The sequence below is a fragment of the Rathayibacter sp. VKM Ac-2762 genome (assembly GCF_009866585.1).
GTDB lineage: Bacteria > Actinomycetota > Actinomycetes > Actinomycetales > Microbacteriaceae > Rathayibacter.
The window spans coordinates 2,460,362-2,485,435 of sequence record NZ_CP047419.1 but is presented as its reverse complement, the minus strand read 5'-3'; the positions used below and the strand labels follow the sequence as shown (position 1 = coordinate 2,485,435).

The following is a 25,074-nucleotide window of genomic DNA, read 5'->3' as shown; positions in this document are numbered from 1 at the left end:
GTCAGAGGACCTTTGCGATCGCGCGGCGCTCGGCCGCGGGCGAGACCGCGAGCACGCCGCGGTCGGAGGGGAGGAGGTCGTCGAGCGCCTCGGCGTCGACGGAGGAGGCGACCACGGTGAACGCGTCGTCGGCGGCGCGGGCGGCGTCGAGCTCGGCCCGGATCGCGTCCCGCAGCTGCGGGTCGGTGACCGTGTCGAGGTCGTCGAGCACCAGGATCGGCGGGGCCGACTCCAGGGCCGACCGGACGTCGGCGACGGGGTCGGCGGCTCCGGCGAGGCGCACCAGCCCGACCCGGCCGCGCACGGCGGCGGAGCGGATCGGCACGACCAGGCCCGCGACCTTCAGGCGCCCGGAGTCGGGGGCGAGCCGGCCGGCGATGCTCAGCAGCAGCGCGGTGCGGCCGGAGCGGTGCGGCCCGTGGACCACGAGGGAGGAGCCGGGAGCGACCCGCAGCGAGACGCCGCTGTAGACGGGACCGTCGGGTCCGTCGAGGCGGAGGTCCTCGGCCGCGATCACGTCGGTGGATCCGGGCTCCGGCCAGTCGGCCAGCGCGAGCTCCTTCGTGAGGCCCTCGCCCTCGACGTCGAAGGACGGGAGGATGCGGTCGAGCCAGCGCGGCATGTGCCAGGCGCGGTCGCCGAGCAGGTGCAGCACGGCGGGCACCAGCGTCATCCGCACGATGAACGCGTCGACGAAGACGCCCACGGCGAGCCCGAGCGCGATCGGCTTGATGTTGGTGTCCCCCTCCGGCACGAAGGCGGCGAAGACCGAGAACATGATGACCGCGGCGGCCGTGACCACCTTGGCCGAGCCGACGAAGCCCGACTCGACAGCGGCGCGCGCCGGCCTCCCGTGCACGTAGTCCTCGCGCATCCGCGAGACCAGGAACACCTCGTAGTCCATCGCGAGGCCGAAGAGCACGCCCATCAGGATGATCGGCATGAAGCTGATGATCGGGCCCGTCTTGTCGACGTGCAGAGCGTCCGAGAACCATCCCCATTCGAACACCGCCGCCACGGCGCCGAAGGACGCACCGACCGACAGCAGGTAGCCCAGCGTCGCCTTGATCGGCACCCAGAGCGAGCGGAACACCATCGTCAGCAGCACCAGCGACAGGCCCACGACGAGCAGGCCGAACGGCAGCAGGGCCTTGGCGAGAGTGTCCGAGATGTCGATCCCGACCGCGGTCTGGCCGGTCACTGCGAGGTCGACGCCGTACTCCTGCTGGAAGTAGTCGTGCTTGTCGCGGATCTCGGCGACCAGCGCCTTGGTGGCCTCGGAGTCGGGGCCGCCCTCGGGAATGACCTGGATGATGCCGGTGTCGGCGGTCTCGTTGGGCGTCGCGAGCGGCACCGAGGCGACTCCGTCGAGCTTCTCGATCTCGCCCTTGAGGTCGTCCATCAGGCCGAGCGGATCGGTCGAGCCGATGATCGTGCCGGTGACGATGAGCGGGCCGTTGTAGCCGGCGCCGAAGTTCTCGGCGAGCAGGTCGTAGGTGGTGCGCGCGGGAGTGCCCTCGGCCTGGTAGCCGGCGTCCGGCAGGGCGAGGCGGAGGCTGAGCGCCGGGATGCTCGCGACGCCGAGCACGCCGATCACCGCGATGATCGTCACGATCGGGAAGCGCGTGACGACCCGGACCCAGCCGCGGAAGAACCCGCGCGGGACCTCGGCGTGCACGTGGCCGCCGGGGGAGGCGGTCGCCGCCTCCTCGTGCGCCTCGGTGTCGACGTGGGTGCCCGCGGCGGCGGCGGCCTTCGCGGCCTTCTTCTTCGCGCGGCGCTCCTTCGGGCGCAGCCGCGCGCCGGCGAAGCCGAGGAGGGCGGGGGTCAGGGTGAGCGCGATGACCACGGCGATCGCGACTCCGCCCGCCGCTGCGACGCCCATCGTGGTGAGGAACGGGATGCCCGCGACCGAGAGGCCGACGAGCGCGATGATCACGGTCAGGCCCGCGAAGACGACGGCGGAGCCCGCGGTCGCGGTCGCCCGCGCGGTCGACTCCTCCGGGTCCATGCCCTGCTTCAGCTGGTCCTGGTGGCGGCTGATGATGAAGAGGGCGTAGTCGATGCCGACCGCCAGGCCCAGCATCAGCGCCAGGAGCGGCGTGGTCGAGGAGATCGAGGCGAAGCGGGTGGCGATGAAGATGGCCGACATCGAGAGGGCGACGCCGAGCAGCGCGGTGACCAGCGGCATGCCGGCGGCCAGGAACGAGCCGAAGGTGAGCACGAGGACGACGAGGGCGACCACGAGGCCGATCGCCTCCGTGATGGTCACGCCGGGGAGGTTCTGGGCGAAGAGGTCGCCGCCGAGCGAGACCACGGAGCCGGCGGGCAGCGCGTCCTGGAGGGTCGTCGCCTCGGCCTTCAGCGCGTCGCGGCTCTCGGGGCTCGTGGTGGTGGCGGAGCCGTCCATCTGGGCGGTGATGACGAGGGCGTTCCCGGCGTCGGAGATCGTGCCGGAGACGCTGTCGGAGTAGGGGTCCGTGACGGCCGCGACCTCGTCGACGTCGCCGAGCGCGGCGACCGCGTCACTGACGGGGCCCTTCACGTCGGCGTCCTGGACGCTGCCTCCGTCGGGCGCGACGACCACGTACCGCGCGGACGTGCCGCTGACCTGGGGGAAGGTGCGCTCGAGCTGGTCGAGGGCGGTCTGCGACTGCGTGCCCGGGATGGAGAACGTGTTGTCGGTGCCCTGGTTGAGCAGCAGCGCTCCTCCTCCGCCCGCCACCACGATCAGCAGCCACAGGACGGCGACGAGGCGGTGGGCGCGGTACACGCGACGACCGAGACGGTAGAGCAGCGACGACACGCGGTCTCCTGACGATGGGTGGGGAGGATGGCGATACGTCTCTGTACCAGGGCGGAGCCGGGCTCCGATACACGAGCGTATCCGATACAGGACCGTATTCGATACGTGAATGTATCGGATAAGGTGAACGGCGTCGAAGGTGTTGACAGGGCGGGCAGGAGGCTGGTGATGACGGCGATCGACTCCACCCCTCCCGAGACCTCCCGCCGCGGCCGCACCCGCGAGCGCCTGCTCGACGCGGCCTACGACGTCTTCGCCGAGACCGGCGTGCACAGCGCGTCCGTCGAGCAGATCTGCGAGCGCGCCGGGTTCTCGCGCGGCGCCTTCTACTCCAACTTCTCCAGCAAGGAGGAGCTGTTCTTCGCGCTCATGGAGCGGGAGAACGGCGCCCGGGTGACGGCCCTCGTCGAGCAGATGGACCGCACGATCCCGCGCGTCGTCTCGGCCGACGAGCCGCTGACGGCCGAGACGCTGGCCGTGGTCATCCTCGACTTCCTCCAGGGTCCTGCCACCGACAACCGCCGCTGGTGCGTGGTCGAGTCGGAGTTCGAGCTGCTCGCGCTCCGCGACCCGCGGATCGCTCCGCAGTACCGCGACTTCCGCGCCGGCTTCGACGCCTCGCTCGTGCAGATCGTGCACGGGGCGCTGCGCCAGGTGCGCCGCGAGTTCTCCCTCGAGCCGACGACCGCCGTGCGCCTGCTGGTGGCGGGCTACGACGACGCGGTCAAGCAGTCGATCCTCGAGGACGAGTCGGAGCCCGCGTCGCTCGAGCGCCTGCGGGCGACGCTGACGGCGATCGTCCTCGCGATCTCGTCCGCCGACGCCTGAGCCGGGCCGGCCCTCGCGACGGCCGCCGCCGTACCAGACGGCCGGCTCCGCACCGGGAGGCCGAGCGGCCGCTGGGGAGTGCCGGGTCCGGTCCCCGCTCCTCCGCCCGCGCGACGAGGATGGACCCATGGAACTGCGTCAGCTCGAACACTTCCTCGCCGTCGCGAAGGAGCAGCACTTCACCCGCGCCGCGAGCGCCCTGCAGATCTCGCAGTCGGGCCTCTCGGCGTCGATCCGCGCGCTCGAGAGCGAGTTGGGCAGCCCCCTCTTCACCCGCAGCACGCGCCGGGTCGAGCTGACGCCGGCCGGTCGGGCGATGCTCGCGGAGTCGGAGCGCTCGGTCGCCAGCGCGCTCGCCGCCCGCGACGCGGTGCTCGCCGTGCAGGGGGTGCTCCGCGGGAGCCTCGCGGTCGGCACGGAGGAGTGCCTCGGCGGCGTGCACCTGCCGCGCGAGCTCGCGAACTTCCGCGAGCAGCACCCGGGAGTCGCGCTCCGGCTGATCCACGAGGGGTCCGGCACGCTGCTCGACTCCGTCGCCGCCGGCCGCCTCGACCTGGCGCTGGTCGCCGACATCGGAGCCGTGCCGGGCGGCGTGCGGACGATGCCGCTGGCGAGCGAGGGCTTCGCGGTGCTCGTGCGCCCGGGTCACCCGCTCGCGAGCCGCGTCGGCTGCCGCATCCCGGACCTGGCGGGCGAGACGATCGTGGGGCTGCAGGAGCACTGGGCGGCGAGTCACCTCGCGGCGCGGGCGTTCGCGGCGCACGGCCTCGCGTTCGAGGTCGAGCTCGAGGTGAACGACGTGCACACGCTGCTCGACCTGGTCGAGTACGGCATGGGGATCGCGGTCGTGCCGGCGCACTTCGCCGAGAAGCGCCCGGCCGGGCTGCGGGCGGTGGCGCTCGCCGATCCGCTCCTGGTGTGGCGGACGATGGTGGCGGTGCCGGAACGGCCGAGCGCCGCGGCCCGCGCGTTCGTCTCGGCCCTCCCGCAGCCGCTGCAGGACGCGGTCTGAGTCGGAACGCGCTCGCAACGGAGGAGGGACCAGCGCCGAGATCCCGCGATCCGCGTCGGACCGGTGCCTCGACCGGATCCCTCCTCCGTCCTGAACGGGCTCAGTCGAGCGAGGCCAGCTCCTCGGGCGTGAGCTCCAGGTCGGCCGCCGTGGCGGAGTCGCGGATGCTCTCGGGGCGGGAGGCGCCCGGGATCGGCAGCACGACCGGGGCCTTCGCCAGCTCCCAGGCGAGGCAGACGACCTGCGGCGTCACGCCGCGGGCCTCGGCGACCGCCGCGAACGCGGAGTAGCGCGAGCCGAGCTCGCCCGCCGAGGAGATGCCGCCGAGCGGGCTCCACGGCAGGAACGCCAGTCCGAGCTCGGCGCAGAGCTCGAGCTCCGGCTCGCTGGAGCGGAACGACGGCGAGAACTGGTTCTGCACCGAGACCAGGCGCTCGCCGAGGATGCCGTGCGCCTCGCGGATCTGGTCAGGGTCGGCGTTCGAGATGCCCGCTCGGAGGACGACGCCCTCGTCGAGCAGCTCGGCCAGCGCTCCGATCGAGTCGGCGTAGGGGACCGCCGGGTCGGGCCGGTGGTACTGGTAGAGGCCGATCGCGTCGACGCCGAGGCGCTTCGCGGACGCGCGGGCCGCCTCCTTGAGGTACTCGGGGCGGCCGTCCTGGTCCCAGGGGCCGGGCTCGCGCCGCAGGTGGCCGCCCTTGGTGGCGACGAGCACGGCGGAGGTGTCGCCGCCGTAGCTGCGCAGCGCCTCCGCGATCAGCAGCTCGTTGTGGCCGAGGTCGTCCTGGGTGGCGAGGTGGTAGGCGTCGGCCGTGTCGATCAGGGTCACGCCGGCGTCGAGGGCGGCGTGGATCGTGGCGATCGAGCGCTCGCGGTCCGGGCGGCCCTCGATCGACATCGGCATGCCGCCGAGTCCGATCGCGCCGACCTGGAGGTCGCCGAGAGTGCGCTGCTTCATGAATGCTCCTTCGCAGTGGGGTGGGTGGTCACCAGGCGTAGTCCTCGGGGGCGGTCCGGTGGCCGGGGAAGATCTCGTCGAGGCGCGCGAGGGCCTGGGCGTCGAGGGTGATGTCGACGGCGGCGACGGCGCTCTCGAGCTGCTCGAGCGTCCGCGGCCCGGTGATCGGACCGGTGACGGCGGGCTGGTGGAGGAGCCACGCCAACGCCAGCTCGCCGGGCGCCTCGCCGCGCTCGCGGGCGAACGCCTCCCACTGCTCGAGCGCGGGACGGTGCTCCTCGATCGCGGCGAGGGTGCGCTCGGAGGAGCGGCGCCCGCCCTCCGCGGTCTTCTCGAGCACGCCGCCCAGCAGTCCGCCCTGCAGCGGCGACCAGGGGATGACGCCGAGCCCGTAGTGCAGCGCGGCGGGCAGGACCTCGCGCTCGACGTCGCGGACGAGCAGGTTGTAGATCGACTGCTCGGAGGCGAGGCCGGTGAAGTGGCGGGCGCGCGCCGCCTCCTGCGCCTGGGCGAGGTGCCAGCCGGCGAAGTTGCTGGAGCCGACGTAGAGGACCTTGCCCTGCTGGACGGCGACCTCCATCGCCTGCCAGATCTCGTCCCAGGGAGTCGACCGGTCGACGTGGTGGAACTGGTAGAGGTCGATGTGGTCCGTCTGCAGGCGGCGGAGGCTCTCGTCGAGCGCGCGGCGCAGGGTGAGCGCCGAGAGACGGCCGCCGTTGGGCCAGGAGTCGCGGCCGCGCTCGGCTCCGGGAGCGGCGAACTCGCCCATGTCGCCGAAGACCTTGGTCGCGAGGACGGTGCGCTCGCGGCGCTCGCCGCCCTGCGCGAACCAGCGGCCCACGATCTCCTCGGTGGCGCCGCGGCCGGCCTCGCCTCCGTACACGTTGGCGGTGTCGAAGAAGTTGACGCCGAGCTCGTGCGCGCGGTCCATGATCGCGAACGAGTCGTTCTCCTCGGTCTGCATGCCGAAGTTCATGGTGCCGAGGACGGTGCGGGAGACGGACAGGCCGGTGCGGCCGAGGTGCGTGTACTGCATGGTCCCAGTCGACTCCGGTTCGGGCCGCGTGTCCAACAGGTGCTCGGCATGGGTGCGATCGACGGGGGAGGTCAATCGGGGGCGCGCCGTCCAGGGGCCGCCCCGCTCCCCGCCTCGGGCCTGCGCGTCGGCCGGGTCCAGCGGCCTCGACCGGATCGCCCGCGGCCCGCTGGGCGCGGTGGCGCCCGGCCGCCCGGGTGCCGGGTTAGAGTCGCGGAATGGTCCGGACGACGCAGCGCCTCGTGATCGCCCTCTCCGCCGTGGTCCTGCTCGCCGGCTGCACGGCGGAGGCGACGAGCCCCGCCGCCGCACCCGCCGAGCCGACCGCCTCCACGGCGCCGCCCGCCGCCGGAGCCGAGTCCACGCCGCGGCCGGTGCCGAGCGTCTCGACCACTCCCGCACCGGTCGAGGACGTCTCGGGCGAGTGCGTCGTCCAGGCGCTCGACGAGGGGACGCTCGACGGCGTCGACCTCGAGCGCGTGCGCGACCGCGGCACCCGCGTCGGCGCGACCGGGACGGCGAGCACCGCCTCCGACGGCGCCCCGGCCTCCTACCTGGTGGCAGCGGGCGACATCAGCGAGCGGATCGCGGACCGGTTCTGCATCAGCTTCGACTACCTCTCCGCGCTGAACTCGGTGCGCCGCGACGGCGTCGACATCGACAGCCTCTACGGCGGCGACACCCTCAACCTCCGCCCGACGACCGTCCTGAGCGTCGGCGACCAGAACGGCCGCGTCCTCGACAACGCCGAGCCCGACGACCTCCCCGCGCAGACCGGCTGACGCCGCCGACGCCCGCCGCCACTCCTCCCGCCTCGCAGCAGCACGCGACCACCGCGGAAGGCGCGGATCCGACGGCACGTGCGCGGCACTCAGCCCAGGACGCCGATCAGGACCGCCGACACGGCGACGGTCGCCGCGAGCCCGGTCGTCCGCGAGCGGCGGCGCGCCGGATCCTCGAACCACGGCAGCCCGCCCCAGCGCAGCACGGCGCCGGCCGCCCCGGCCGCGGTGAGAGCCACCAGCGCGGCCCAGGGGAGCAGCGTCAGCGCCGACCAGTCGACGAGCGCCCGCCCGAGCAGCAGCACGGCGACGGCCTCGACGCCGCGGGCGAGCGTCCGGACGCGGTCGCGGTCGAGGAGCCCGGCCGCCCGGCGCCGGGGGACGCTCCCCAGGGCGAAGCGGCCGACGGTGAACGCGACGACGAGCAGGACGAGGATCGAGGCGATCATCACGACTCCTCCCCGGCGCGCTCCAGCAGGCGCAGACCGAGCTCGTCGACCGAGCTCGCCGTGTCCCCGTTGACGAACACGGCCACGCCGCGCTCCCGGTCCATCGCGAGCATCGTCGAGTAGCCGGAGGTCCCTCCGTTGTGCCAGGTCACGGATCCGCCGTCCTCCGACTCCGAGGTGAACCAGCCGAGGCCGATCCGCGCCCCGTCGGCGTCGAATCGGGGATCCAGGACGCTCGCCGCGGGCACGCCCAGCGCGGGGTCGTCGGTGAGGAGGGCCTGCGCGTAGCGGGCCATGTCCGCCGCCGTGGAGCGGACGCCGCCCGCCGGCGCGTAGCCCGCCATCGTCCAAGCGTCGACGGACCGCCCGCTCTCCGAGAAGCCGGTCGGCGCGTCGGCGGGGAGGGCGTCCGCGGTCTCCGGGACGGAGGTCGCGGACATCCCGAGCGGAGCGAGGACGCGCTCGCGGAGGAGGTCGGCGTAGTCGCGGCCCTCGGCGCGGGCGAGCGTCTGGCCCAGCACCGCCGCACCGAGGTTCGAGTAGGCGTGCACGTGCTCGCCCTGGTCCGCCTCGGCGGCCTGCCGGAGGACGTCGTCGGCCGACCAGCCCGCGTAGGGGTCCGTGCCGCGCAGCTGGGCGAACAGCGTCGAGGCGAGGTCGCCGACACCGGTGGGGAGGCGCGGCAGGCCGGAGCGGTGGGTCGCCAGCTCCTCGAGCGTCCCGGTGAAGCCGCCGACGTCGGCGTGCTCCGCGGCGGGGTCCTCGAGCCCGACCGTCCCCTCGACGGCGCTCCGGGCGAGGAGGAGCGCGGTCATCGTCTTGGTGACCGAGCCGATCTCGACCTCGGTCCGCTCGTCGGCTCCGAGTCCGCCGTAGCGCACGCCGTCGGGCGTGATCACGGCGGCGACGAGGTGGTTCCGCGCCCCGTCTCCGACGTCGGTCCGGAGCCACCCGGCGATCTCGGCGTCGCCCGTCGCCTCGGTCGAGAGGGTGGGAGCGGAGGGACGGAGCAGCACTCCGCCGAGCAGGACGACGGCCGCGGCGGAGGCGGCGGCGAGAGCGAGGCGGCGGCGGGTCATCGGGGTCCTCCGGAGGCGAGCAGGATCACGAGCAGGGGGACGAGGCGCTCCGGCGGGACCCCGTAGCGGCCGCGGCCGCGCGCCTCCAGCCAGCCGGCGGCGACCAGCTGGTTGACGTGGTGGTAGATCTGCCCGGTGGTGCCCGCGCCCTCGCTCTCGGCGAGCTGCGCGACGGTCTCGACTCCGCCGGCCACCGCCTGCAGGAACCGCAGACGCACGGGGCTGCCCAGCGCGGCGAGCGCGGTCGGCCCGGGGCTCGCTCCCCAGTCGCGCTCGAAGAACGCGTCGGTGCTGAGGCCGTACTGCCACTCGACGGAGCCGGCCGGAGTGGCGACCGAGCCGGCGAAGACGACTCCGCCGGGAGAGGGCAGGCGCTCGCGGAGAGCGGTCAGGGCCCAGAGCGGATCGTCGGCGGCGGGCGCGGCGGGGGTGTCGGCGCGCTCGAGGCGGTCCAGCCGCGCTCGGAGCTCGTCGACCTCGCCGGCGAGGTCTCGGGAGGAGGTCATGCCTCCACTATTGCAAACATTCCGTAATCACGGAACTCCGGAGCGGAGCCGATACCGCAGAAGTCGCGGTGGTCCAGCTCGACCACCGCGACTCCTGCGGACTCGGATCGCCCGGAGGCTCAGCCGAAGTGGCGCGGCAGCACGGCGCCGTTCACCGAGCGCAGCTCGTCCAGCGGCAGCGTGAAGAGACCCTGCACCTCGACCGCGGGGGTCGCCGCGTCGGTCACGCCGATGCGCAGCACCGGGTAGCCCCGGCCCTCGCAGAGCCCGCGGAACTTCACGTCGTCCTCGCGCGGCACCGACACGAGCACGCGGCCGGTCGACTCCGAGAACAGCGCGGCCGTCGCGTCGACGCCGTCGCGCTCCATCAGCTCGTCGAGCCAGATGCGCGCCCCGACGCCGAAGCGCAGCGCCGACTCGGCCAGCGCCACCACGAGCCCGCCGTCGGCGAGGTCGTGAGCGGAGGCGATGAGCGACTCCTTCGCGCCCGCCGAGATCAGCTCGGCCAGCGCGCGCTCGGCGGCCAGGTCGAGCTGCGGGGGCAGCCCGCCGAGGTGGTCGTGGATCGTGCCGGCCCACGCCGAGCCGTCGAGCTCGTCGCGGGTGGTGCCGAGGAGGTAGAGGTTGTCGCCCTCGTCCTGCCAGCCGGAGGGGATGCGGCGCGCGACGTCGTCGATCACGCCGAGGACGCCGACGACGGGGGTCGGGAAGATCGGCACGTCGCCGGTCTGGTTGTAGAACGAGACGTTGCCGCCGGTGACGGGGATCTCGAGCTCGAGGCAGGCGTCGGCGAGCGCGCCCACGGCCTCGCGGAACTGCCACATCACCTCGGGGTTCTCGGGGCTGCCGAAGTTGAGGCAGTCCGAGACGGCGACCGGGGTCGCTCCGGTGACGGCGACATTGCGGAACGCCTCCGCCAGCGCCAGGCGGGCGCCCTGCGCCGGGTCGAGCTGGCACCAGCGCCCGTTCGCGTCGGTCGCGACCGCGAAGCCGAGGCCCGACTCCTCGTCGACGCGGACCATGCCGCCGTCGTCGGGATAGCTGAGCGCGGTGTTGCCGAGCACGTAGCGGTCGTACTGCGAGGTGATCCAGCTCTTGTCGGCGAGGTTCGCCGAGCCCAGGAGCGCCAGGGTCTCGGCGCGCAGCGCGTCGCCGCCGGTCGAGCGGGGCAGTCGGGAGGAGGAGTCGGCCTGCAGCGCGTCGAGCCAGGAGGGGTACTCGATCGGGCGCTCGTAGACCGGGCCGTCGACCGCGACGGTGCGCGGGTCGACGTTGACGATCTCCTCGCCGTGCCAGTTGATGATGAGGCGGCCGGAGTCGGTGACCTCGCCGAGCACGCTGGTCTCGACGTCCCACTTGCCGACGACCTCGAGGAACGCGTCGAGCTTCTCGGGCGTGACGACGGCCATCATCCGCTCCTGCGACTCCGACATGAGGATCTCCTCCGCCGTGAGCGAGGGGTCGCGCAGCAGCACCGAGTCGAGCTCGATGAACATGCCGCCGTCGCCGTTGGAGGCCAGCTCCGAGGTGGCGCACGAGATGCCCGCGGCGCCCAGGTCCTGGATGCCCTCGACGAGGTCCTTGCGGAACAGCTCGAGGCAGCACTCGATGAGCACCTTCTCGGCGAACGGGTCGCCGACCTGCACCGCGGGGCGCTTGGTCGGTCCGCCGTCGGCGAAGGTGTCGGAGGCGAGGATCGACGCGCCGCCGATGCCGTCGCCTCCGGTGCGCGCCCCGAACAGCACGACCTTGTTGCCGACGCCGCGGGCGTTCGCGAGGTGCAGGTCCTCGTGGCGGAGGACGCCGACGGCCAGCGCGTTGACGAGCGGGTTGCCCTGGTAGACCGAGTCGAAGTAGGTCTCGCCGCCGATGTTCGGCAGGCCGAGGCAGTTGCCGTAGAAGGAGATGCCGGCCACGACGCCGTGCACCACGCGCGCGGTGTCGGGGTCGTCGATCGCCCCGAAGCGCAGCGCGTCCATCACCGCGACCGGCCGGGCGCCCATCGAGATGATGTCGCGGACGATGCCGCCGACCCCCGTCGCCGCACCCTGGAAGGGCTCGATGTAGCTCGGGTGGTTGTGGCTCTCGATCTTGAAGGTGACGGCCCAGCCCTCGCCGACGTCGACCACTCCGGCGTTCTCGCCCATGCCGACCATGAGGTTCTTCTTCATGGCGGGGGAGACCTTCTGCCCGAACTGGCGGAGGTACATCTTCGACGACTTGTAGGAGCAGTGCTCGCTCCACATCACCGAGTACATCGCGAGCTCGCCGCTCGTGGGGCGGCGGCCGAGGATCTCGCGGATGCTCGCGTACTCGTCGGGCTTGAGTCCGAGGGCCGCGTAGGGCTGCTCCCGCTCGGGCGTCGCCTCCGCGTTCGCAGTGGTGTCGGGAACGGCGGTGCGGCTGTCTGCCATGTGCTGGAGGCTCCAGGGGAGGGGGACGGGATGCGCGTCGATCCTACCCGCCGCGGTCGCCGGGGCCCGGGCCCTCCGGTGGAGCGGTGCGGGCACCGGCGCCTAGGATCGGGCGGGTGAAGCGGGCGGCTCTGATCGGGACCGTGCTGTGGGGGCTCTACCAGTGCTTCGGGAACCTCGGAGCGGCGAACATCTCGTCGGACGAGCCCGTGTACCTCGCCGCGGGGTGGGACTACCTGCACGGCGACGTGAGCGCGAACCTCGAGCATCCGCCGACGGCGAAGTACCTGATCGGGCTCGCGCAGGTGCTGCTCGGCGAGGGGCTGCTCGCGGGCAGGATCGCCGCCGGCGCGGCCGCGTTCCTCACCGGGGTGGTGCTCTGGCTCTGGTTCCGGCGCGAGCTCGGCCCGACGCTCGCGCTCGTCCCGGCCGGCCTGTTCCTCCTCCTCCCGCGCACCGCCGTGGGCGCCGGCACCCGGATCGACCGCCTCGCGCTCCTGGAGCCGTTCATGGTGCTCTTCGCCGTCGCGGCGATGGCGGCGGCGTGGACCTGGTCGCGCGCCTCCCCGGGCAGGCGGAGCGGATGGCTGATCGCGCTGGCCGGTGCGCTGCTGGCGCTGTCGGTCACCTCGAAGCTGACCACCGCGGTCCTCGCGCCCGTGCTCCTGCTGCCGCTGCTGTGGTCGGGGAGCAGGGCCCGGGCTCTGCGGGGCGGCCTCGCCCTCTCCGTCGCGTTCGTCGTCACCGGGGTGCTCGCCTACCTGCCGGTGCACCCGGTCGAGGCGGTCCGGTACCTGCTCGAGTTCCAGTCCGAGCACAACGCCGACGGCCATCTGATCGAGGTCGCCGGGACCGCGTACGTCTTCCCTCCTTGGTGGGCGAACCTCTGGTTCATGGTCGTCGGCATCGGGCCGGCGGCGCTCGCCGTGCTGCTCCTCGGGACCCTGCTGGCCCTGCTCGCTCCGCGGCGCCGCGCGCTGGTGCTCTACCTGGGCGCCGCGACGCTGCTCCTCCTCGTGTTCCACCTGGCGATCAGCTCGGTCGCGCTGCCGCACTACTACGCGGCGTGGGCGTGGCTCCTCTGCGCGCTGGCGGGCGTCGGCATCGCGGAGGCGCTGCGCGGCGGGATCGTGCTGCCCGCGCCCCTCGCCCGCGGCGCCGGCGCGGTGCTGCTGGCCGCCTTTCTCGTGATCGCGATCGCCACCTCGGCGGGGATCGCCCAGGAGCGGCCGACCGGGATCGCGCGGGTGGCCGACGTGCTGCGCGAGCGCGGCCTCGACGGCGGCCTGGTCCTCGCGCAGGGCATGTCCTCGGGCGTCTACGTGCCCTACATCGGCGACCGGGTGACGACCGATCCGTCGTCCGCCGGGATCGTCGCCATCGCGATCGAGCGGTCGGCGCGCTTCCCCGTCGATCCGCGCGTGTCCGCCTACCTCGAGTCGGCGCGGCCCGAGACGGTGCGGCTCGACGACCTCACCCTCGTGCTGGTCGACGGACCGCTGCCGTGACCGCTCACTTCGAGCGGCAGGCCCCCGGATCGACGGCATCCGTCAGCGAGGCGGCCTGCTCGACCACGGGAGTGAGGACCGAGAGCGGGATGGCGTAGCCGACGTTGTCGACGGAGGCGGCCTTGCCGAAGACGACGCCCGACACGGTGCCCTCGAGGGAGAGCAGCGGGCCGCCCGAGTTGCCCTGGTTGACGACGGCGGCGAGGGTCAGGACCTCCCGTGAGGTCGGTGCTCCGTCGACCATCAGCGAGACCGTGGCGTCGGAGGAGATCTCGGCCGAGCCGAGGGTCAGCGGGCCGCCGAAGGGGTAGCCCGCGACCACGGCGTCGTCCCCGGCGGCGACGGCGTCGTCGAGCGGGAGCGGGGAGGCGTCGAGCCCGTCGACGGCGATCACGGCGAGGTCGGCGGCCGGGTCCAGGTAGACGACGCGGCCGGTGCGCGGGGCCTCGCCCGGCGCCTCGACGACCGGCTGCGAGACTCCGCCGACCACGTGCGCGTTGGTGATCACGCGGTCGTCCGAGACGACGAAGCCGCTGCCCGTCACTCCGACGTCGCAGGCCCAGGCAGTGCCGGAGACGCGCACGACCGAGCGGGTGGCGGCGGCGACCTCCGGGTCGTCGGTCGAGACGTCCGGGATCGCGGGCGCCTGGGTCGGAGCGTCGAGCGCCTCGACGACCCAGGACGTGCCCTCGTCGACCACGGTCGACTGCAGCTGGGCGAGGAAGGCGCGGACGGGGGAGGGGGTGAGGTCGTCGATCGTGCGGATGACCGTCGAGCCGGCGACCGAGGTCGTGACGAGGGGGACGCCGAGGAGGGAGACGGCCGAGGTGACAGCGATCCAGACCAGGCCGGAGATCGCGACGCCGGCGACGCCGCCCGCGAGCCGGTCGAGCAGGCCGAGCTTCACGCGGTCGGCTCCGCGGCCGATGACCGCGCCGAGCGTCGCTCCGATCGCGTAGCCGACGCCCAGCAGCAGCACGGCGGTGCCGATCACGGCGAGCAGGCGCCACTCGCTGCCGGCCGTCCACGACGAGACGGCGGGCACGGCGAACGAGGCGCCGATCGCGCCCGCGACGATCCCCGCGAGACCGCCGAGGGTCCTGAGCAGGCCGCGCCGCAGACCGTCGACGAGCGCGCCGATGAGGCTCAGCACGACGATGACGTCGACGATCACGGATGCACCCACGCGGAACTCCTGCCGGTGTCGGGGACGGGTCCTCCAGCATGACCGACGCGGGATGCGCGGACGCCCGGAGGCGGCTGGCAGTCCGCGGCGGCCGCGGATGCGCGGGGGCGGCGGCGGCGGCGCGGGAGCCGGACACCGCCGGCCGCGCGCTGCCGCCGAGAGGGCGGTGCCGCCGAGCGGGCGGTGCCCCCTAGAAGAACGAGATGCAGTACGGCGTCGCGATCGGCGCGAACAGGCGGTCCATCCGCCCCGCCTCGCCCGTGACGCGCGCCAGCCCGGCCTTCGCCAGGATCGACGGCCGCACCGAGCCCAGCAGCAGCGAGCCCAGGTCGGCCACGTCCAGCGCGAGCTCGGCCTCGTCCCCGGTGCGCTCCACGGTGGCGGAGCCGCCCGAGGCGGTGAGGCGGTAGCGGCCGTCGGCGAGCCCGAGCCCGTCGGCCACCTCGACCACGACCGAGCCGTCAGCGGTCCACGGCCGGGCCGAGAACGCGGCGGCGACGTCGAGGATCCGCAGCCAGATCAGGTCGCCCACGTGGCTCACCTGCACCACGCGCGCGTCGCGGAGCGCCCAGGTCAGCGGGTCGTCCACCGGCGCCATGTCCCAGGTCACCGCGGAGGCGAGGTCGACCGCGCCGAGGTAGCCCCAGAGCGCGAGGTAGGCGTCGGCGCCGGGGGCGACGAGGTCGACGATCTCGAGGGTCTTGTCGTCCTCGGGCCCGACCGCGCGGTAGGTCACGAAGCCGTCGAGCGTCCCCTCCTCGTCGAGGTGGACGGCCGAGCGGACGTCGAGGCCGGGCGTGGTCTCGCCGGACGCGGTGCCGACGGAGTTCGCCTCGTAGCGCGACTGCCGGGTGAGCGAGCCGGGGGTCGACGCCTGGAACGCGGCGAACACCGCGGGGATGCGCGGCTGCAGCCAGCTCGTCGCGACCACCTCGACGCGGCCGGCGGGCTCGGTCTGCAGGCCGAAGCGCGGCCCGGTGTCGACGCGGATGGAGCGGGTGAAGGCCGAGCGGCCGAAGCCGAACCGGCGGTAGATGGAGGCCTCGCTCGCCGTGAGCGCGGCGACCGGGGTGCCGGCCTCCTTCGCCAGGCGCAGGTCCTCGGTGATCATCGCGCGCAGGATGCCGCGGCGCCGGTGCGTGGGCCGCACGGTCACCTGCGAGACGAGGTGCGCCGGCAGCTCGCGTCCGCCGCCGACCTGCAGGGCCCCGGGGAACGCCGCGTAGGTGCCGACCGGCACGCCCGCGCCGTCGAGTCCCTCGGGGGCGGAGGAGTCGACGACCGCGGTCAGCACGCGCTGGTCGGCGACCATGTGCTCGGCCCAGTCCCGCAGCTTCTCCGGCGTGAACTCCTTCTCGTGGAAGCCCGCGTTGATCGCGGTGGCCCACGCGGCGGTGGCGGCGTCGGGACCGCCCTCGTCGTTCAGGGCGGCGGGGAAGCGGCGGAGGTCGAGACCGGTGAGAGGCATCCGTCCAGCCTATTCACCCGGGGTGCGCGGGGGCTGAACCGGTGCGCGAACGGTCACCGCGACGGGCGCGCCCGTAACGCGGACCGCCGTCAGAGCACGGTCCACCGCTTCTCGAGCGCCGCGTCCACCGCCTCCGCGAGCTCGTCCAGCCGCCGGGAGTCGAGGCGCCCCGGGTCCGCGGCCGCGCGGATCCGCCCGCTCATCGCTGCGATCGCCGAGCGCCGCCGCGGCAGGGTCGCGGTGAACGCGCAGTCGCGCAGCAGCACCAGCAGCTCGCCCGCCCGGCCCTGCGCCTCCGCGAGGACCTCGAGCCGCCGCTCGAACGGCGACTCCGGGACCGTCACGCGCAGGAACCCGTCCGGATCCTGGAACGCCGCCGGCGGATCCGGGACCCGCGCGAGCAGCGCCAGTGCGGCGCCCAGTTCGTCCAGATCGCCCTCGTGCGCCAGCTCCCGCAGCCGGGAGTCCACGTCCTCGGCCGGCCCCGCCCCGAGCTCCACCGTCCGCAGCACGAGCGCGTCGAGCCGGCGCTCCTCCTCCTCGCCCGGGACCGACGGAGTCGCCGACCACCAGGAGAGCACCGGAGTCGCGGCCACCGCGTGCTCGCCGATCCGCCGCTCCAGCGCGATCAGCAGGTCCTCCCGCGCGGCGAGCGCCACCAGCGCGTCCACGTCGACGTGGAGCAAGGTGCCCGAGGCGGGCGGCGCCACCAGCCGGCGTCCGGAGGGCGGGACGGTCTCCGCCCGCGTCCTCGCCCCGGGTCCGCGCTCGCTCGCCCGCTGGATCTCCTCCTCGAGGGTCCGCCGGGGTCGTCGTCGTCCGCTTCCGCGCGCCATGCCGTCACGCTACCGTCGGCCGCATGACCCGGTTCCTCGCCCTCCTCCGCGGAGTGAACGTCAACGGCCGCACCGTCCGCAGCGCCGAGCTCGCCGAGACGGTCGCCGGGATAGGCGTCGACCGGGTGCGGACGGTCCTCGCGAGCGGCAACGCGGCCTTCGACTCCGACAGCCCGGCCGCCGAGCTGAAGCCCGCGCTCGAGGCGGCGCTCGCCGAGCGGTTCGGCTACGACGCCTGGATCGTGCTCGTGACGCAGGAGGCGCTCGCCGCGGTGCTCGCCGCCTACCCGTTCCCGCGGATCGACGAGGAGGCGCATCCGTACGTCGTCTTCGGCTCGGACGAGGAGGCGCTCGACGACGCGCAGGCCGCGATCGGCGAGCCGGATCCGGCGGTCGAGCTCGTCGCCCGGGGTGCCGGTGTCCTCTACTGGCGCTGCCCGCGCGGCTCCTCGACGGACACTCCGGTCGCGAGGATCCTCGCCCGTTCCGCCTACCGCTCGAGCACCACGACCCGGAACCTGCGCACCGTCGAGAGGCTCGCGACGGCGTGACGTCCGCGGCCGTGGCAGGGCCGTCTCCGGGCTCCGCGAGCGGCGCCTCGGGGCGCCTCCGACCTCGGGAGGCGAGGAATCGGGGCTGAGAGCACGCACATTCTTTGGTTAGGCTGTCCTTAGTGCCGGTCCACTCGGACCCTGCGCCGCCTCCCGCACAGCCTCTCGAAAGGGACCCATGCCCCGCGCCACCACGCCCCTCGCCCTGCTCGCCGCCACCGCGCTGACGATCGGCCTCGCCGGCTGCAGCGGCTCGGCCGCCGGAGACGACGCCGCCGCCGACAGCGGCTTCACGCCGATCACGATCGAGCACGCTCTCGGCACCACCACCATCGAGTCGGCGCCCGAGCGCGTGGCGACGGTCAACTGGGCCAACCACGAGGTCCCGCTCGCGCTGGGTGTCGTCCCCGTGGGCATGGCCGCCGCCAACTTCGGCGACGACGACGGCGACGGACTCCTCCCCTGGGTGAGCGAGAAGCTCGACGAGCTCGGCGCCGAGACCCCCGTCCTCTTCGATGAGACCGACGGCATCGACTTCGAGGCCGTCTCGGACACCGACCCGGACGTCATCCTCGCCGCCTACTCCGGCCTCACGCAGGAGGACTACGACACCCTGAGCGAGATCGCCCCCGTCGTCGCCTACCCCGAGGCCGCCTGGGGCACCTCCTGGCGCGACATGATCACGCTGAACAGCGAGGCGATGGGCAGGGCCGACGAGGGCGCCGCCCTGATCACCGAGCTCGAGGGCGAGATCGAGGAGAAGGTCGCCGCGCACCCGCAGCTGGCCGGCACCTCGGCGATGTTCCTCACCCACGTCGACCCGACCGACCTCAGCCAGGTCAGCTTCTACACCTCGCACGACACCCGCCCCGCGTTCTTCGAGGACCTCGGCATGGCCACCCCGGGCAGCATCGCGACCGCCTCCGCCGCGACCGACAAGTTCTCGCTCACGCAGAGCGCCGAGCAGGCCGACGCGTTCAGCGACGTCGACGTGATCGTCACCTACGGCGACGACGAGCTCGTGAGCACCCTCAAGGCCGACCCGCTGCTCTCGCAGATCCCCGCGGTCGCCGACGACGCCATCGTGCGCCTGCCCTCCACCCCGCTCGGCACCGCCGCCAACCCGACGCCGCTCTCGATCTCGTGGGTCCTCGACGACTACCTGGACCTGCTCGACGAGGCCGCCGCCAAGGCCGCGCAGAGCACTCCGGCCGCCTGAGCCGGGATCCGACCCGCGTGACCCTCGCCGCTCCTCCCGCCGCCTCGGGCGTCGCCGCCGTGCGCCGCCCGAGGCGGCTGCGCGCCCTCTGGCTGCTCGCGGCCGTGGCCGTGCTGCTCGCCGCCGCCGTGGTGTCGGTGCTGGTGGGGTCGCGGGAGGTGGCGTGGAGCGACGTGGTCGCCGCGTTCGGCGGGTCCACGGACGGGTTCGCGCAGGCCGCGGTCGCCAAGCGCATCCCGCGCACCGTGCTCGCCGCGATCGCGGGCGCGGCCCTCGGCGTCGCCGGCGTGCTGATGCAGGGGGTGACCCGCAATCCGCTGGCCGACCCCGGCATCCTCGGGGTGAACACCGGAGCCTCGCTCGCGGTCGTGACGGGCATCGTCTTCTTCGGGCTGACGAGCTCCGCCGCCTACGTCTGGGTCGCGATCGGCGGGGCCGCGGTCGCCGCGGTCTTCGTCTACACGGTCGGGTCGCTCGGGCGCGGCGGCGCGACTCCGCTCAAGCTCGCCCTGGCCGGGGCCGCCACCTCGGCCGCGCTGGTCTCGGTGATCAGCGCGATCGTCCTGCCGCGCGCCGACATCGCGGGCGGCATCCGCTCCTGGCAGATCGGCGGAGTGGGCGGCGCCACGTCCGCGAGCATCGCGCAGGTGCTCCCCTTCCTCCTGGCCGGCCTCGTCCTCTGCGTGCTCTCGGCCAAGAGCCTCAACACCCTCGCGCTCGGCGACGAGCTCGCCGCGGGCCTGGGGGAGCGGGTCGCCCTCGCGCGCGGCGGGGCCGCCCTGGGCGCGGTCGTGCTCTGCGGAGCGACGACCGCGGTCACGGGGCCCATCGGCTTCGTCGGCCTGGTCGTCCCGCACGCCTGCCGCCTCCTCGTCGGCGTCGACCACCGCTGGCTGCTGCCGTTCTCGGCGGTGACCGGCGCCGTGCTCCTGATCGCCGCCGACATCGTCGGCCGCGTCGTCGCGCGCCCGAGCGAGATCGATGTGGGCATCGTCACCGCGCTGGTCGGCGCCCCGGTGTTCATCGCGATCGTCCGCCGCCAGAAGGTGCGCGAGCTGTGACCGCGCTGGTCGAGGCGCCCTCCGCCACCGCCCGCGCCGTCGCGGCCGGCCGCCGCCGCCGCGGGGCCCGCCGCCGGATCGTCGTCGCCGTCCTCGCTGTCCTGATCGCGGCCGTCCTCGCCGTCTCCCTGCTGGTCGGCCAGACCGTCTACTCGCCCGACGAGGTGCTGCGCGTGATCCTCGGCGAGCAGGTCCCCGGGGCGAGCTTCACCGTCGGGCGCCTCCGCCTCCCGCGCGCCGTCCTCGCCCTGCTGGTGGGCCTGTGCTTCGGGCTCGGCGGAGTGAGCTTCCAGACCATGCTCCGCAATCCGCTCGCCAGCCCCGACATCATCGGGATCAGCGCCGGGGCGAGCGCCGCCGCGGCCTTCGCGATCGTGACGCTCTCGCTCGGGGCGGCGCAGGTCTCGGCCCTCGCGATCGTCGCGGGACTCGTGGTCGCCCTGCTCGTCTACGCCCTGTCCTACCGCAGCGGAGTCGCCGGCACCCGGCTGATCCTGATCGGCATCGGGGTCGCCGCGATGCTCGACTCCCTCACCGCCTACGTGCTCTCGCAGGCCGCCGCGTGGGACCTGCAGGAGGCGTCCCGCTGGCTCACCGGGAGCCTCAACGGCGCGAGCTGGAGCGAGGTCGTGCCGGTCCTCGCCGCGGTCGTCGTCCTCACTCCCGTCCTGCTCTCGCGCTCGCGCGATCTCTCCGCCACGCAGCTCGGCGACGACACCGCCTCCGCGCTCGGCATCCGCGTGAACGCCACCCGCCTCGTCGTGATCGTCGCGGCGGTCGGGCTGATCGCCTTCGCGACGGCCGCCGCCGGCCCGATCGCGTTCGTGGCCTTCCTCTCCGGCCCGATCGCCGCCCGCCTGATCGGGCCCGGCGCGTCGCTCCTCATCCCCTCGGCCCTCGTCGGCGCGCTGCTCGTGCTCGTCGCCGACTTCGTCGGGCAGTTCGGGCTGGGCCTGCGCTACCCGGTCGGAGTGGTCACCGGCGTCCTCGGGGCGCCGTACCTCGTCTACCTCATCGTCCGCAGCAACAGAGCGGGAGGCTCACTGTGACCACCGCGCACACCCTGACGGCCGAGGGGGTCACCCTCGGCTACGGCGACCGGACCGTCGTCGACGGCCTCGACCTCGTCGTCCCGCCCGGCCGCATCACCGCGATCGTCGGAGCGAACGCCTGCGGCAAGTCGACGCTCCTGCGCTCGATGTCGCGCCTGCTCGCGCCCCGCTCCGGCGCCGTGCTGCTCGACGGCAGGGCCGTGCACCGGACGCCGGCGAAGCAGCTCGCCCGCACGCTCGGCCTTCTCCCGCAGTCGCCGATCGCCCCGGAGGGCATCACCGTCGCGGATCTCGTCGGCCGCGGCCGCCATCCGCACCAGGGGATGCTGAGCCGCTGGAGCGCCCACGACGACGAGGCCGTCGCGACCGCGCTCGACGCGACCGACACCGCCGCCCTGGCCGACCGCTCCGTCGACGAGCTCAGCGGCGGGCAGCGCCAGCGCGTCTGGATCGCGATGGCCCTCGCGCAGGAGACCGACGTGCTGCTGCTGGACGAGCCGACCACCTTCCTCGACGTCAGCCACCAGATCGAGGTGCTCGACCTGCTCGTCGACCTCAACCGCACCCGCGGGACGACGGTGGTGATGGTGCTGCACGACCTCAACATGGCCGCCCGCTACGCCGACCACCTCGTGGCCATCGCGCACGGCGCGGTGCACGCCTCCGGCACCCCGGCCGCGGTGCTCACCGAGGAGACGGTGCTCGCCGTGTTCGGCCTCGACAGCCGCATCATCACCGACCCGACCTCGGGCACCCCGCTGATGCTCCCCCTCGGGCGGCACCGCCTCGCCCCCGAGCGGATCGACGCCCCCGGCGGCGCGCAGATGACGGACGTGTAAACGGTTCCACACGGCGGCCGGGGGGCGTATACGATACCTGCAGTCCGCGGCGGACGACCGTCATCGGCGGAACCGCCGAACGCCTGCCCCCGATCAGAGGTCCTCCCCGCCGTGACTGCATCCCCGACGCGCCCCGACGCCTCCGCCCTCCGCGGCGTCCGCGCGCTCCTGTTCGACCTCGACGGCGTGCTCACGCCGACCGCCGACGTCCACATGCAGGCCTGGTCGCGGCTGTTCACGGAGTACCTCTCCTCGCGCGGGATCGCCGAGGGCTACACCGACGCCGACTACTTCCGGTACATCGACGGACGCCCGCGGTACGACGGCGTCCGGGCGGTCCTCGCCTCGCGCGGCATCACCCTCCCCGAGGGCGCGCCCGAGGACGACCCGTCGCTCGAGACCGTCTGCGGGCTCGGCAACCGCAAGAACGACGCCTTCAACCGCACCCTCGCCGAGACCGGCGTCGCTCCCTACCCGGGCTCGCTCCGCTTCGTCGACGCCGCGATCGCCGCGGGCGTGCAGGTCGCCGTCGTCACCTCCTCCCGCAACGGCGTGCCGGTGCTCGAGGCGGCCGGCCTCCGCGACCGCTTCGAGGTCGTCGTGGACGGGCTCCTCGCCGCCGAGCGCTCGATCGCCGGCAAGCCCGCGCCCGACACCTACCTCTACGCGGCCGAGCTCCTCGGCCTCCCGGCCGCCGAGTGCGCCGTCCTCGAGGACGCGCACTCCGGAGTCGCGGCAGGCCGCGCGGGCGGCTTCGGCCTCGTCGTCGGCGTCGACCGCGGAGTCGGGGCCGACACCCTGCTCGAGCACGGCGCCGACCTGGTCGTGGACGACCTGGCCGAGCTGCTCCCCTTCCTCCCCACCGCTCCCGCCCCCGAGGACGCCGCATGAACCCCATCACCTCCGACCCGCTCGACCGGAACCGCTTCCCGATCGACGAGTGGGCCCTCGTCGAGACCGAGTTCGCCTCCGAGCTGCAGGGCCGCACCGAGACGCTCTTCGCCACCGGCAACGGCTACCTCGGCCTCCGCGGCAACGTGGAGGAGGGGCGCGACGGCTACGCCTACGGCACCTTCATCAACGGGTTCCACGAGACCTGGCCCATCCGCCACGCGGAGGAGGCGTTCGGCTTCGCCCGCGTCGGCCAGACCATCGTCAACGTGCCGGACGCCAAGATCATCCGCCTCTACGTCGACGACGAGCCCTTCGTGCTGAGCGAGGCCGACGTCCTCGCCTACTCGCGCCGCCTCGACTTCGCGAACGGCGTGCTCACCCGCGAGCTGGAGTGGCGCACCCCCTCCGGCAAGCGCGTCCTGATCCGCTCGCGCCGCCTGGTCTCGTTCACCGACCGGCACCTCGCGATCCTCGACTACGAGGTCGAGATGCTCGACCACGACGCGTCCGTGCTGATTTCGAGCCAGATCCTCAACCGCCAGGACGGCGTGGACGAGTACCACGCCCCCTCCGGCAGCGAGGGGGCCGGCTTCGACCCGCGCAAGGCGGAGTCGTTCGAGGACCGCGTGCTCCAGCCGCGCCTCAAGCGCGTCAGCGGAACCCGCTACCTCCTCGGCTACCGGACCACCAACTCCCAGATGACCGTGGCCTGCGGCGCCGAGCACCAGCTCGAGACCGAGAACGAGTGGGACCAGACCTCCCAGATCGACGACGACCTCGCCAAGCACGTCTACCGCGTGAAGGCCAAGGCCGGCCGGCCGGTCCGCCTGGTCAAGACGCTGACCTATCACACCTCCCGCGGCGTGCCCGTGCGCGAGCTCGCCGACCGCTGCGACCGCACGCTCGACCGCGCCCGCGAGACGCCGGTCGAGGAGCAGTTCGTCAAGCAGCGCGAGTGGCTGGACGACTTCTGGACCCGCTCCGACGTGCAGCTGGACGGCCAGCCCGCGATCCAGCAGGCCACCCGCTGGAACCTCTTCCAGCTCGCCCAGTCCACCGCCCGCACCGACGGCGGCGGAGTCGCGGCCAAGGGCGTCTCGGGCTCCGGCTACGGCGGCCACTACTTCTGGGACACCGAGGTCTACGTCCTCCCGTTCCTCAGCTACACGGCGCCCCTCGTCGCCCGGAACGCCCTGCGCTTCCGGCAGAACATGCTCGAGGCCGCCCGGGCGCGCGCCTCCGAGCTCAACCAGCGCGGCGCGCTCTTCCCCTGGCGCACCATCAACGGTCAGGAGTCGTCGGCGTACTACGCCGCCGGCACCGCTCAGTACCACATCGACGCCGACATCTCCTACGCGCTCATGCAGTACGTGGGTGCCACGGGCGACGACGACTTCCTCGCCCGCGGAGCGATCGACATCCTCGTCGAGACCGCGCGGATGTGGGCCGATCTGGGCTTCTGGCGCAGCAACGGCGACGACCACTTCCACATCCACGGAGTGACGGGGCCGGACGAGTACACGACCGTCGTCAACGACAACCTGTACACGAACGTCATGGCCCGGGCGAACCTCCGCTCGGCCGCCCGCGCGGTCGAGCTGCTGAAGGCCGTCGAGCCCGCCGCGTACGAGCGGATGGCCGACCGCCTCGCTCTCGACGAGGGCGAGGTGCTCGAGTGGGCGCGCGCCGCCGAGAAGATGCACATCCCCTTCGACGCGCGGGCGGGCATCCACCCGCAGGACGCGGCCTTCCTCGAGAAGGAGCTGTGGGACCTCGAGAACACCCCCGCGAGCAAGCGCCCGCTGCTGCTGCACTTCCACCCGCTGGTGATCTACCGCTTCCAGGTGCTCAAGCAGGCCGACGTCGTGCTCGCCTTGCTGCTGCAGGGCAACGAGTTCACCGCCGAGCAGAAGCGCGCCGACTTCGAGTACTACGACGCGCTGACCACCGGCGACTCGACCCTCTCGGCCGTCGTGCAGTCGATCATCGCCGCCGAGGTCGGCTACAGCGACCTGGCCCGCCACTACTTCCTGTCGGCGCTGTTCGTCGACCTCGCCGACCTGCACCGCAACACCGCGGACGGCATCCACGTCGCCTCGACGGGCGGCGTCTGGAGCGCCCTCGTCTACGGCTTCGGCGGGATGCGCGACCACGGCGGCCGGATCACGCTCGACCCGCGCCTGCCCGACGACTGGGACCGCCTCGCCTTCCGCATCACCCTCCACGGCACGCGCGTGCGCGTCGAGGTGACGCAGACCGAGGTCCTGCTGACGGTCGAGACCGGCGACTCCGCCGCGATCACCGTCCGCGACGAGCGCGTGCACGTCGCCGCCGGCAGCCCCGTGCGCGTCCCGCTCACGCACCAGGGCCGCCGCCTGCACGGAGCGCCGACCACGTCCGACATCGAGGGCACCCGCCGCTCCGACGGCACCGTGATCACCGCCTCGATCCCCACCATCTCGATGACTCCGGAGCCCGAGGTCCTGACCGGGCCCTGACCGGCGCCGCGAACATCGCCCATCACGCACGGGACCCCCGGCCGGAACCGGGGGTCTCGTGCGTCGCGGGCGGGCGGAGCCGCCCGGACCGG

21 protein-coding genes are annotated in these 25,074 nt (G+C 73.7%); 11 read left to right on the top strand and 10 right to left on the bottom strand.

Annotation, left to right across the window (positions count from 1 at the left end):
* Window position 1 precedes the first annotated feature (1 nt).
* Window positions 2–2,806 (bottom strand): MMPL family transporter, encoded by a 2,805-nt coding sequence (locus tag GTU71_RS11690; RefSeq protein WP_159940192.1) that lies wholly within the window; start codon window positions 2,804–2,806, stop codon window positions 2–4.
* A 168-nt stretch (window positions 2,807–2,974) separates the two neighbouring features.
* On the opposite strand from GTU71_RS11690, the gene GTU71_RS11685 reads away from it, so the two are divergent.
* Both GTU71_RS11685 and GTU71_RS11680 read left to right on the top strand, forming a co-directional pair.
* Window positions 2,975–3,634 (top strand): TetR/AcrR family transcriptional regulator, encoded by a 660-nt coding sequence (locus GTU71_RS11685; RefSeq protein ID WP_104234269.1) that lies wholly within the window; start codon window positions 2,975–2,977, stop codon window positions 3,632–3,634.
* A 127-nt stretch (window positions 3,635–3,761) separates the two neighbouring features.
* A complete protein-coding gene (locus GTU71_RS11680) occupies window positions 3,762–4,646 on the top strand; it encodes a LysR family transcriptional regulator (RefSeq protein ID WP_104247471.1) in 885 nt (294 codons plus the stop codon).
* Window positions 4,647–4,746: 100 nt separating this feature from the next.
* Here the strand turns inward: GTU71_RS11680 and GTU71_RS11675 are convergent, their stop codons facing one another.
* Both GTU71_RS11675 and GTU71_RS11670 read right to left on the bottom strand, forming a co-directional pair.
* Window positions 4,747–5,604 carry an aldo/keto reductase gene (locus GTU71_RS11675; protein WP_104239446.1) on the bottom strand — a complete coding sequence of 286 codons (858 nt, stop codon included), beginning with the start codon at window positions 5,602–5,604 and terminating at the stop codon, window positions 4,747–4,749.
* 28 nt (window positions 5,605–5,632) lie between these two features.
* Window positions 5,633–6,640 carry an aldo/keto reductase gene (locus tag GTU71_RS11670; protein ID WP_159940190.1) on the bottom strand — a complete coding sequence of 336 codons (1,008 nt, stop codon included), beginning with the start codon at window positions 6,638–6,640 and terminating at the stop codon, window positions 5,633–5,635.
* 218 nt (window positions 6,641–6,858) lie between these two features.
* Here GTU71_RS11670 and GTU71_RS11665 point away from each other — a divergent pair, with 218 nt between their 5' ends.
* Entirely contained in the window at window positions 6,859–7,422 is a 564-nt protein-coding gene (locus GTU71_RS11665) for a hypothetical protein (protein WP_159940188.1), read from the top strand.
* Window positions 7,423–7,511: 89 nt separating this feature from the next.
* On the opposite strand, the gene GTU71_RS11660 is transcribed toward GTU71_RS11665, so the two are convergent.
* The 4 genes from GTU71_RS11660 to purL all read right to left on the bottom strand — a co-directional run bounded on the left by GTU71_RS11660 (window position 7,512) and on the right by purL (window position 11,870).
* Window positions 7,512–7,871 (bottom strand): hypothetical protein, encoded by a 360-nt coding sequence (locus GTU71_RS11660; protein WP_104225688.1) that lies wholly within the window; start codon window positions 7,869–7,871, stop codon window positions 7,512–7,514.
* Complete coding sequence (locus GTU71_RS11655; RefSeq protein WP_159940186.1) at window positions 7,871–8,950, bottom strand: serine hydrolase domain-containing protein; 1,080 nt, start codon at window positions 8,948–8,950, stop codon at window positions 7,871–7,873. The genes GTU71_RS11660 and GTU71_RS11655 overlap by 1 nt, the downstream gene beginning before the upstream one ends.
* Complete coding sequence (locus tag GTU71_RS11650; protein ID WP_159940184.1) at window positions 8,947–9,456, bottom strand: winged helix-turn-helix domain-containing protein; 510 nt, start codon at window positions 9,454–9,456, stop codon at window positions 8,947–8,949. The genes GTU71_RS11655 and GTU71_RS11650 overlap by 4 nt, the downstream gene beginning before the upstream one ends.
* 119 nt (window positions 9,457–9,575) lie before the next feature.
* Window positions 9,576–11,870 carry a phosphoribosylformylglycinamidine synthase subunit PurL gene (gene purL, locus GTU71_RS11645; protein WP_104234263.1) on the bottom strand — a complete coding sequence of 765 codons (2,295 nt, stop codon included), beginning with the start codon at window positions 11,868–11,870 and terminating at the stop codon, window positions 9,576–9,578.
* Between the two features lie 116 nt (window positions 11,871–11,986).
* Here purL and GTU71_RS11640 point away from each other — a divergent pair, with 116 nt between their 5' ends.
* The gene (locus tag GTU71_RS11640; protein WP_159940182.1) at window positions 11,987–13,378 is read left to right on the top strand and encodes a glycosyltransferase family 39 protein; all 1,392 of its coding nucleotides are present in this window, start codon (window positions 11,987–11,989) and stop codon (window positions 13,376–13,378) included.
* Window positions 13,379–13,382: 4 nt separating this feature from the next.
* On the opposite strand, the gene GTU71_RS11635 is transcribed toward GTU71_RS11640, so the two are convergent.
* The 3 genes from GTU71_RS11635 to GTU71_RS11625 form a co-directional block, all read right to left on the bottom strand.
* Window positions 13,383–14,564: a MarP family serine protease gene (locus GTU71_RS11635; RefSeq protein ID WP_244230541.1), complete on the bottom strand. Its 1,182-nt coding sequence runs from the start codon at window positions 14,562–14,564 to the stop codon at window positions 13,383–13,385.
* 190 nt (window positions 14,565–14,754) lie between these two features.
* On the bottom strand, window positions 14,755–16,032 hold the full coding sequence (locus GTU71_RS11630; protein WP_104222746.1) for a GNAT family N-acetyltransferase: 1,278 nt from the start codon (window positions 16,030–16,032) through the stop codon (window positions 14,755–14,757).
* Window positions 16,033–16,121: 89 nt separating this feature from the next.
* A complete protein-coding gene (locus GTU71_RS11625) occupies window positions 16,122–16,868 on the bottom strand; it encodes a DUF2254 family protein (RefSeq protein WP_159940180.1) in 747 nt (248 codons plus the stop codon).
* A gap of 23 nt (window positions 16,869–16,891) precedes the next feature.
* Between GTU71_RS11625 and GTU71_RS11620 the strand changes: the two genes are divergently transcribed.
* The 7 genes from GTU71_RS11620 to GTU71_RS11590 all read left to right on the top strand — a co-directional run bounded on the left by GTU71_RS11620 (window position 16,892) and on the right by GTU71_RS11590 (window position 24,982).
* On the top strand, window positions 16,892–17,419 hold the full coding sequence (locus GTU71_RS11620; RefSeq protein ID WP_159940178.1) for a DUF1697 domain-containing protein: 528 nt from the start codon (window positions 16,892–16,894) through the stop codon (window positions 17,417–17,419).
* A gap of 178 nt (window positions 17,420–17,597) precedes the next feature.
* Window positions 17,598–18,638 carry an iron-siderophore ABC transporter substrate-binding protein gene (locus GTU71_RS11615; RefSeq protein ID WP_159940176.1) on the top strand — a complete coding sequence of 347 codons (1,041 nt, stop codon included), beginning with the start codon at window positions 17,598–17,600 and terminating at the stop codon, window positions 18,636–18,638.
* Window positions 18,639–18,655: 17 nt separating this feature from the next.
* Window positions 18,656–19,699: an iron ABC transporter permease gene (locus GTU71_RS11610; protein ID WP_104222742.1), complete on the top strand. Its 1,044-nt coding sequence runs from the start codon at window positions 18,656–18,658 to the stop codon at window positions 19,697–19,699.
* Complete coding sequence (locus GTU71_RS11605) at window positions 19,696–20,748, top strand: iron chelate uptake ABC transporter family permease subunit (RefSeq protein WP_244230540.1); 1,053 nt, start codon at window positions 19,696–19,698, stop codon at window positions 20,746–20,748. Before GTU71_RS11610 ends, GTU71_RS11605 begins: the two co-directional genes overlap by 4 nt.
* Window positions 20,745–21,590: an ABC transporter ATP-binding protein gene (locus tag GTU71_RS11600; RefSeq protein ID WP_104222740.1), complete on the top strand. Its 846-nt coding sequence runs from the start codon at window positions 20,745–20,747 to the stop codon at window positions 21,588–21,590. Before GTU71_RS11605 ends, GTU71_RS11600 begins: the two co-directional genes overlap by 4 nt.
* A gap of 111 nt (window positions 21,591–21,701) precedes the next feature.
* Complete coding sequence (locus tag GTU71_RS11595) at window positions 21,702–22,481, top strand: beta-phosphoglucomutase family hydrolase (RefSeq protein WP_159940174.1); 780 nt, start codon at window positions 21,702–21,704, stop codon at window positions 22,479–22,481.
* On the top strand, window positions 22,478–24,982 hold the full coding sequence (locus tag GTU71_RS11590; protein WP_104222738.1) for a glycosyl hydrolase family 65 protein: 2,505 nt from the start codon (window positions 22,478–22,480) through the stop codon (window positions 24,980–24,982). The genes GTU71_RS11595 and GTU71_RS11590 overlap by 4 nt, the downstream gene beginning before the upstream one ends.
* Window positions 24,983–25,074: the final 92 nt, after the last annotated feature.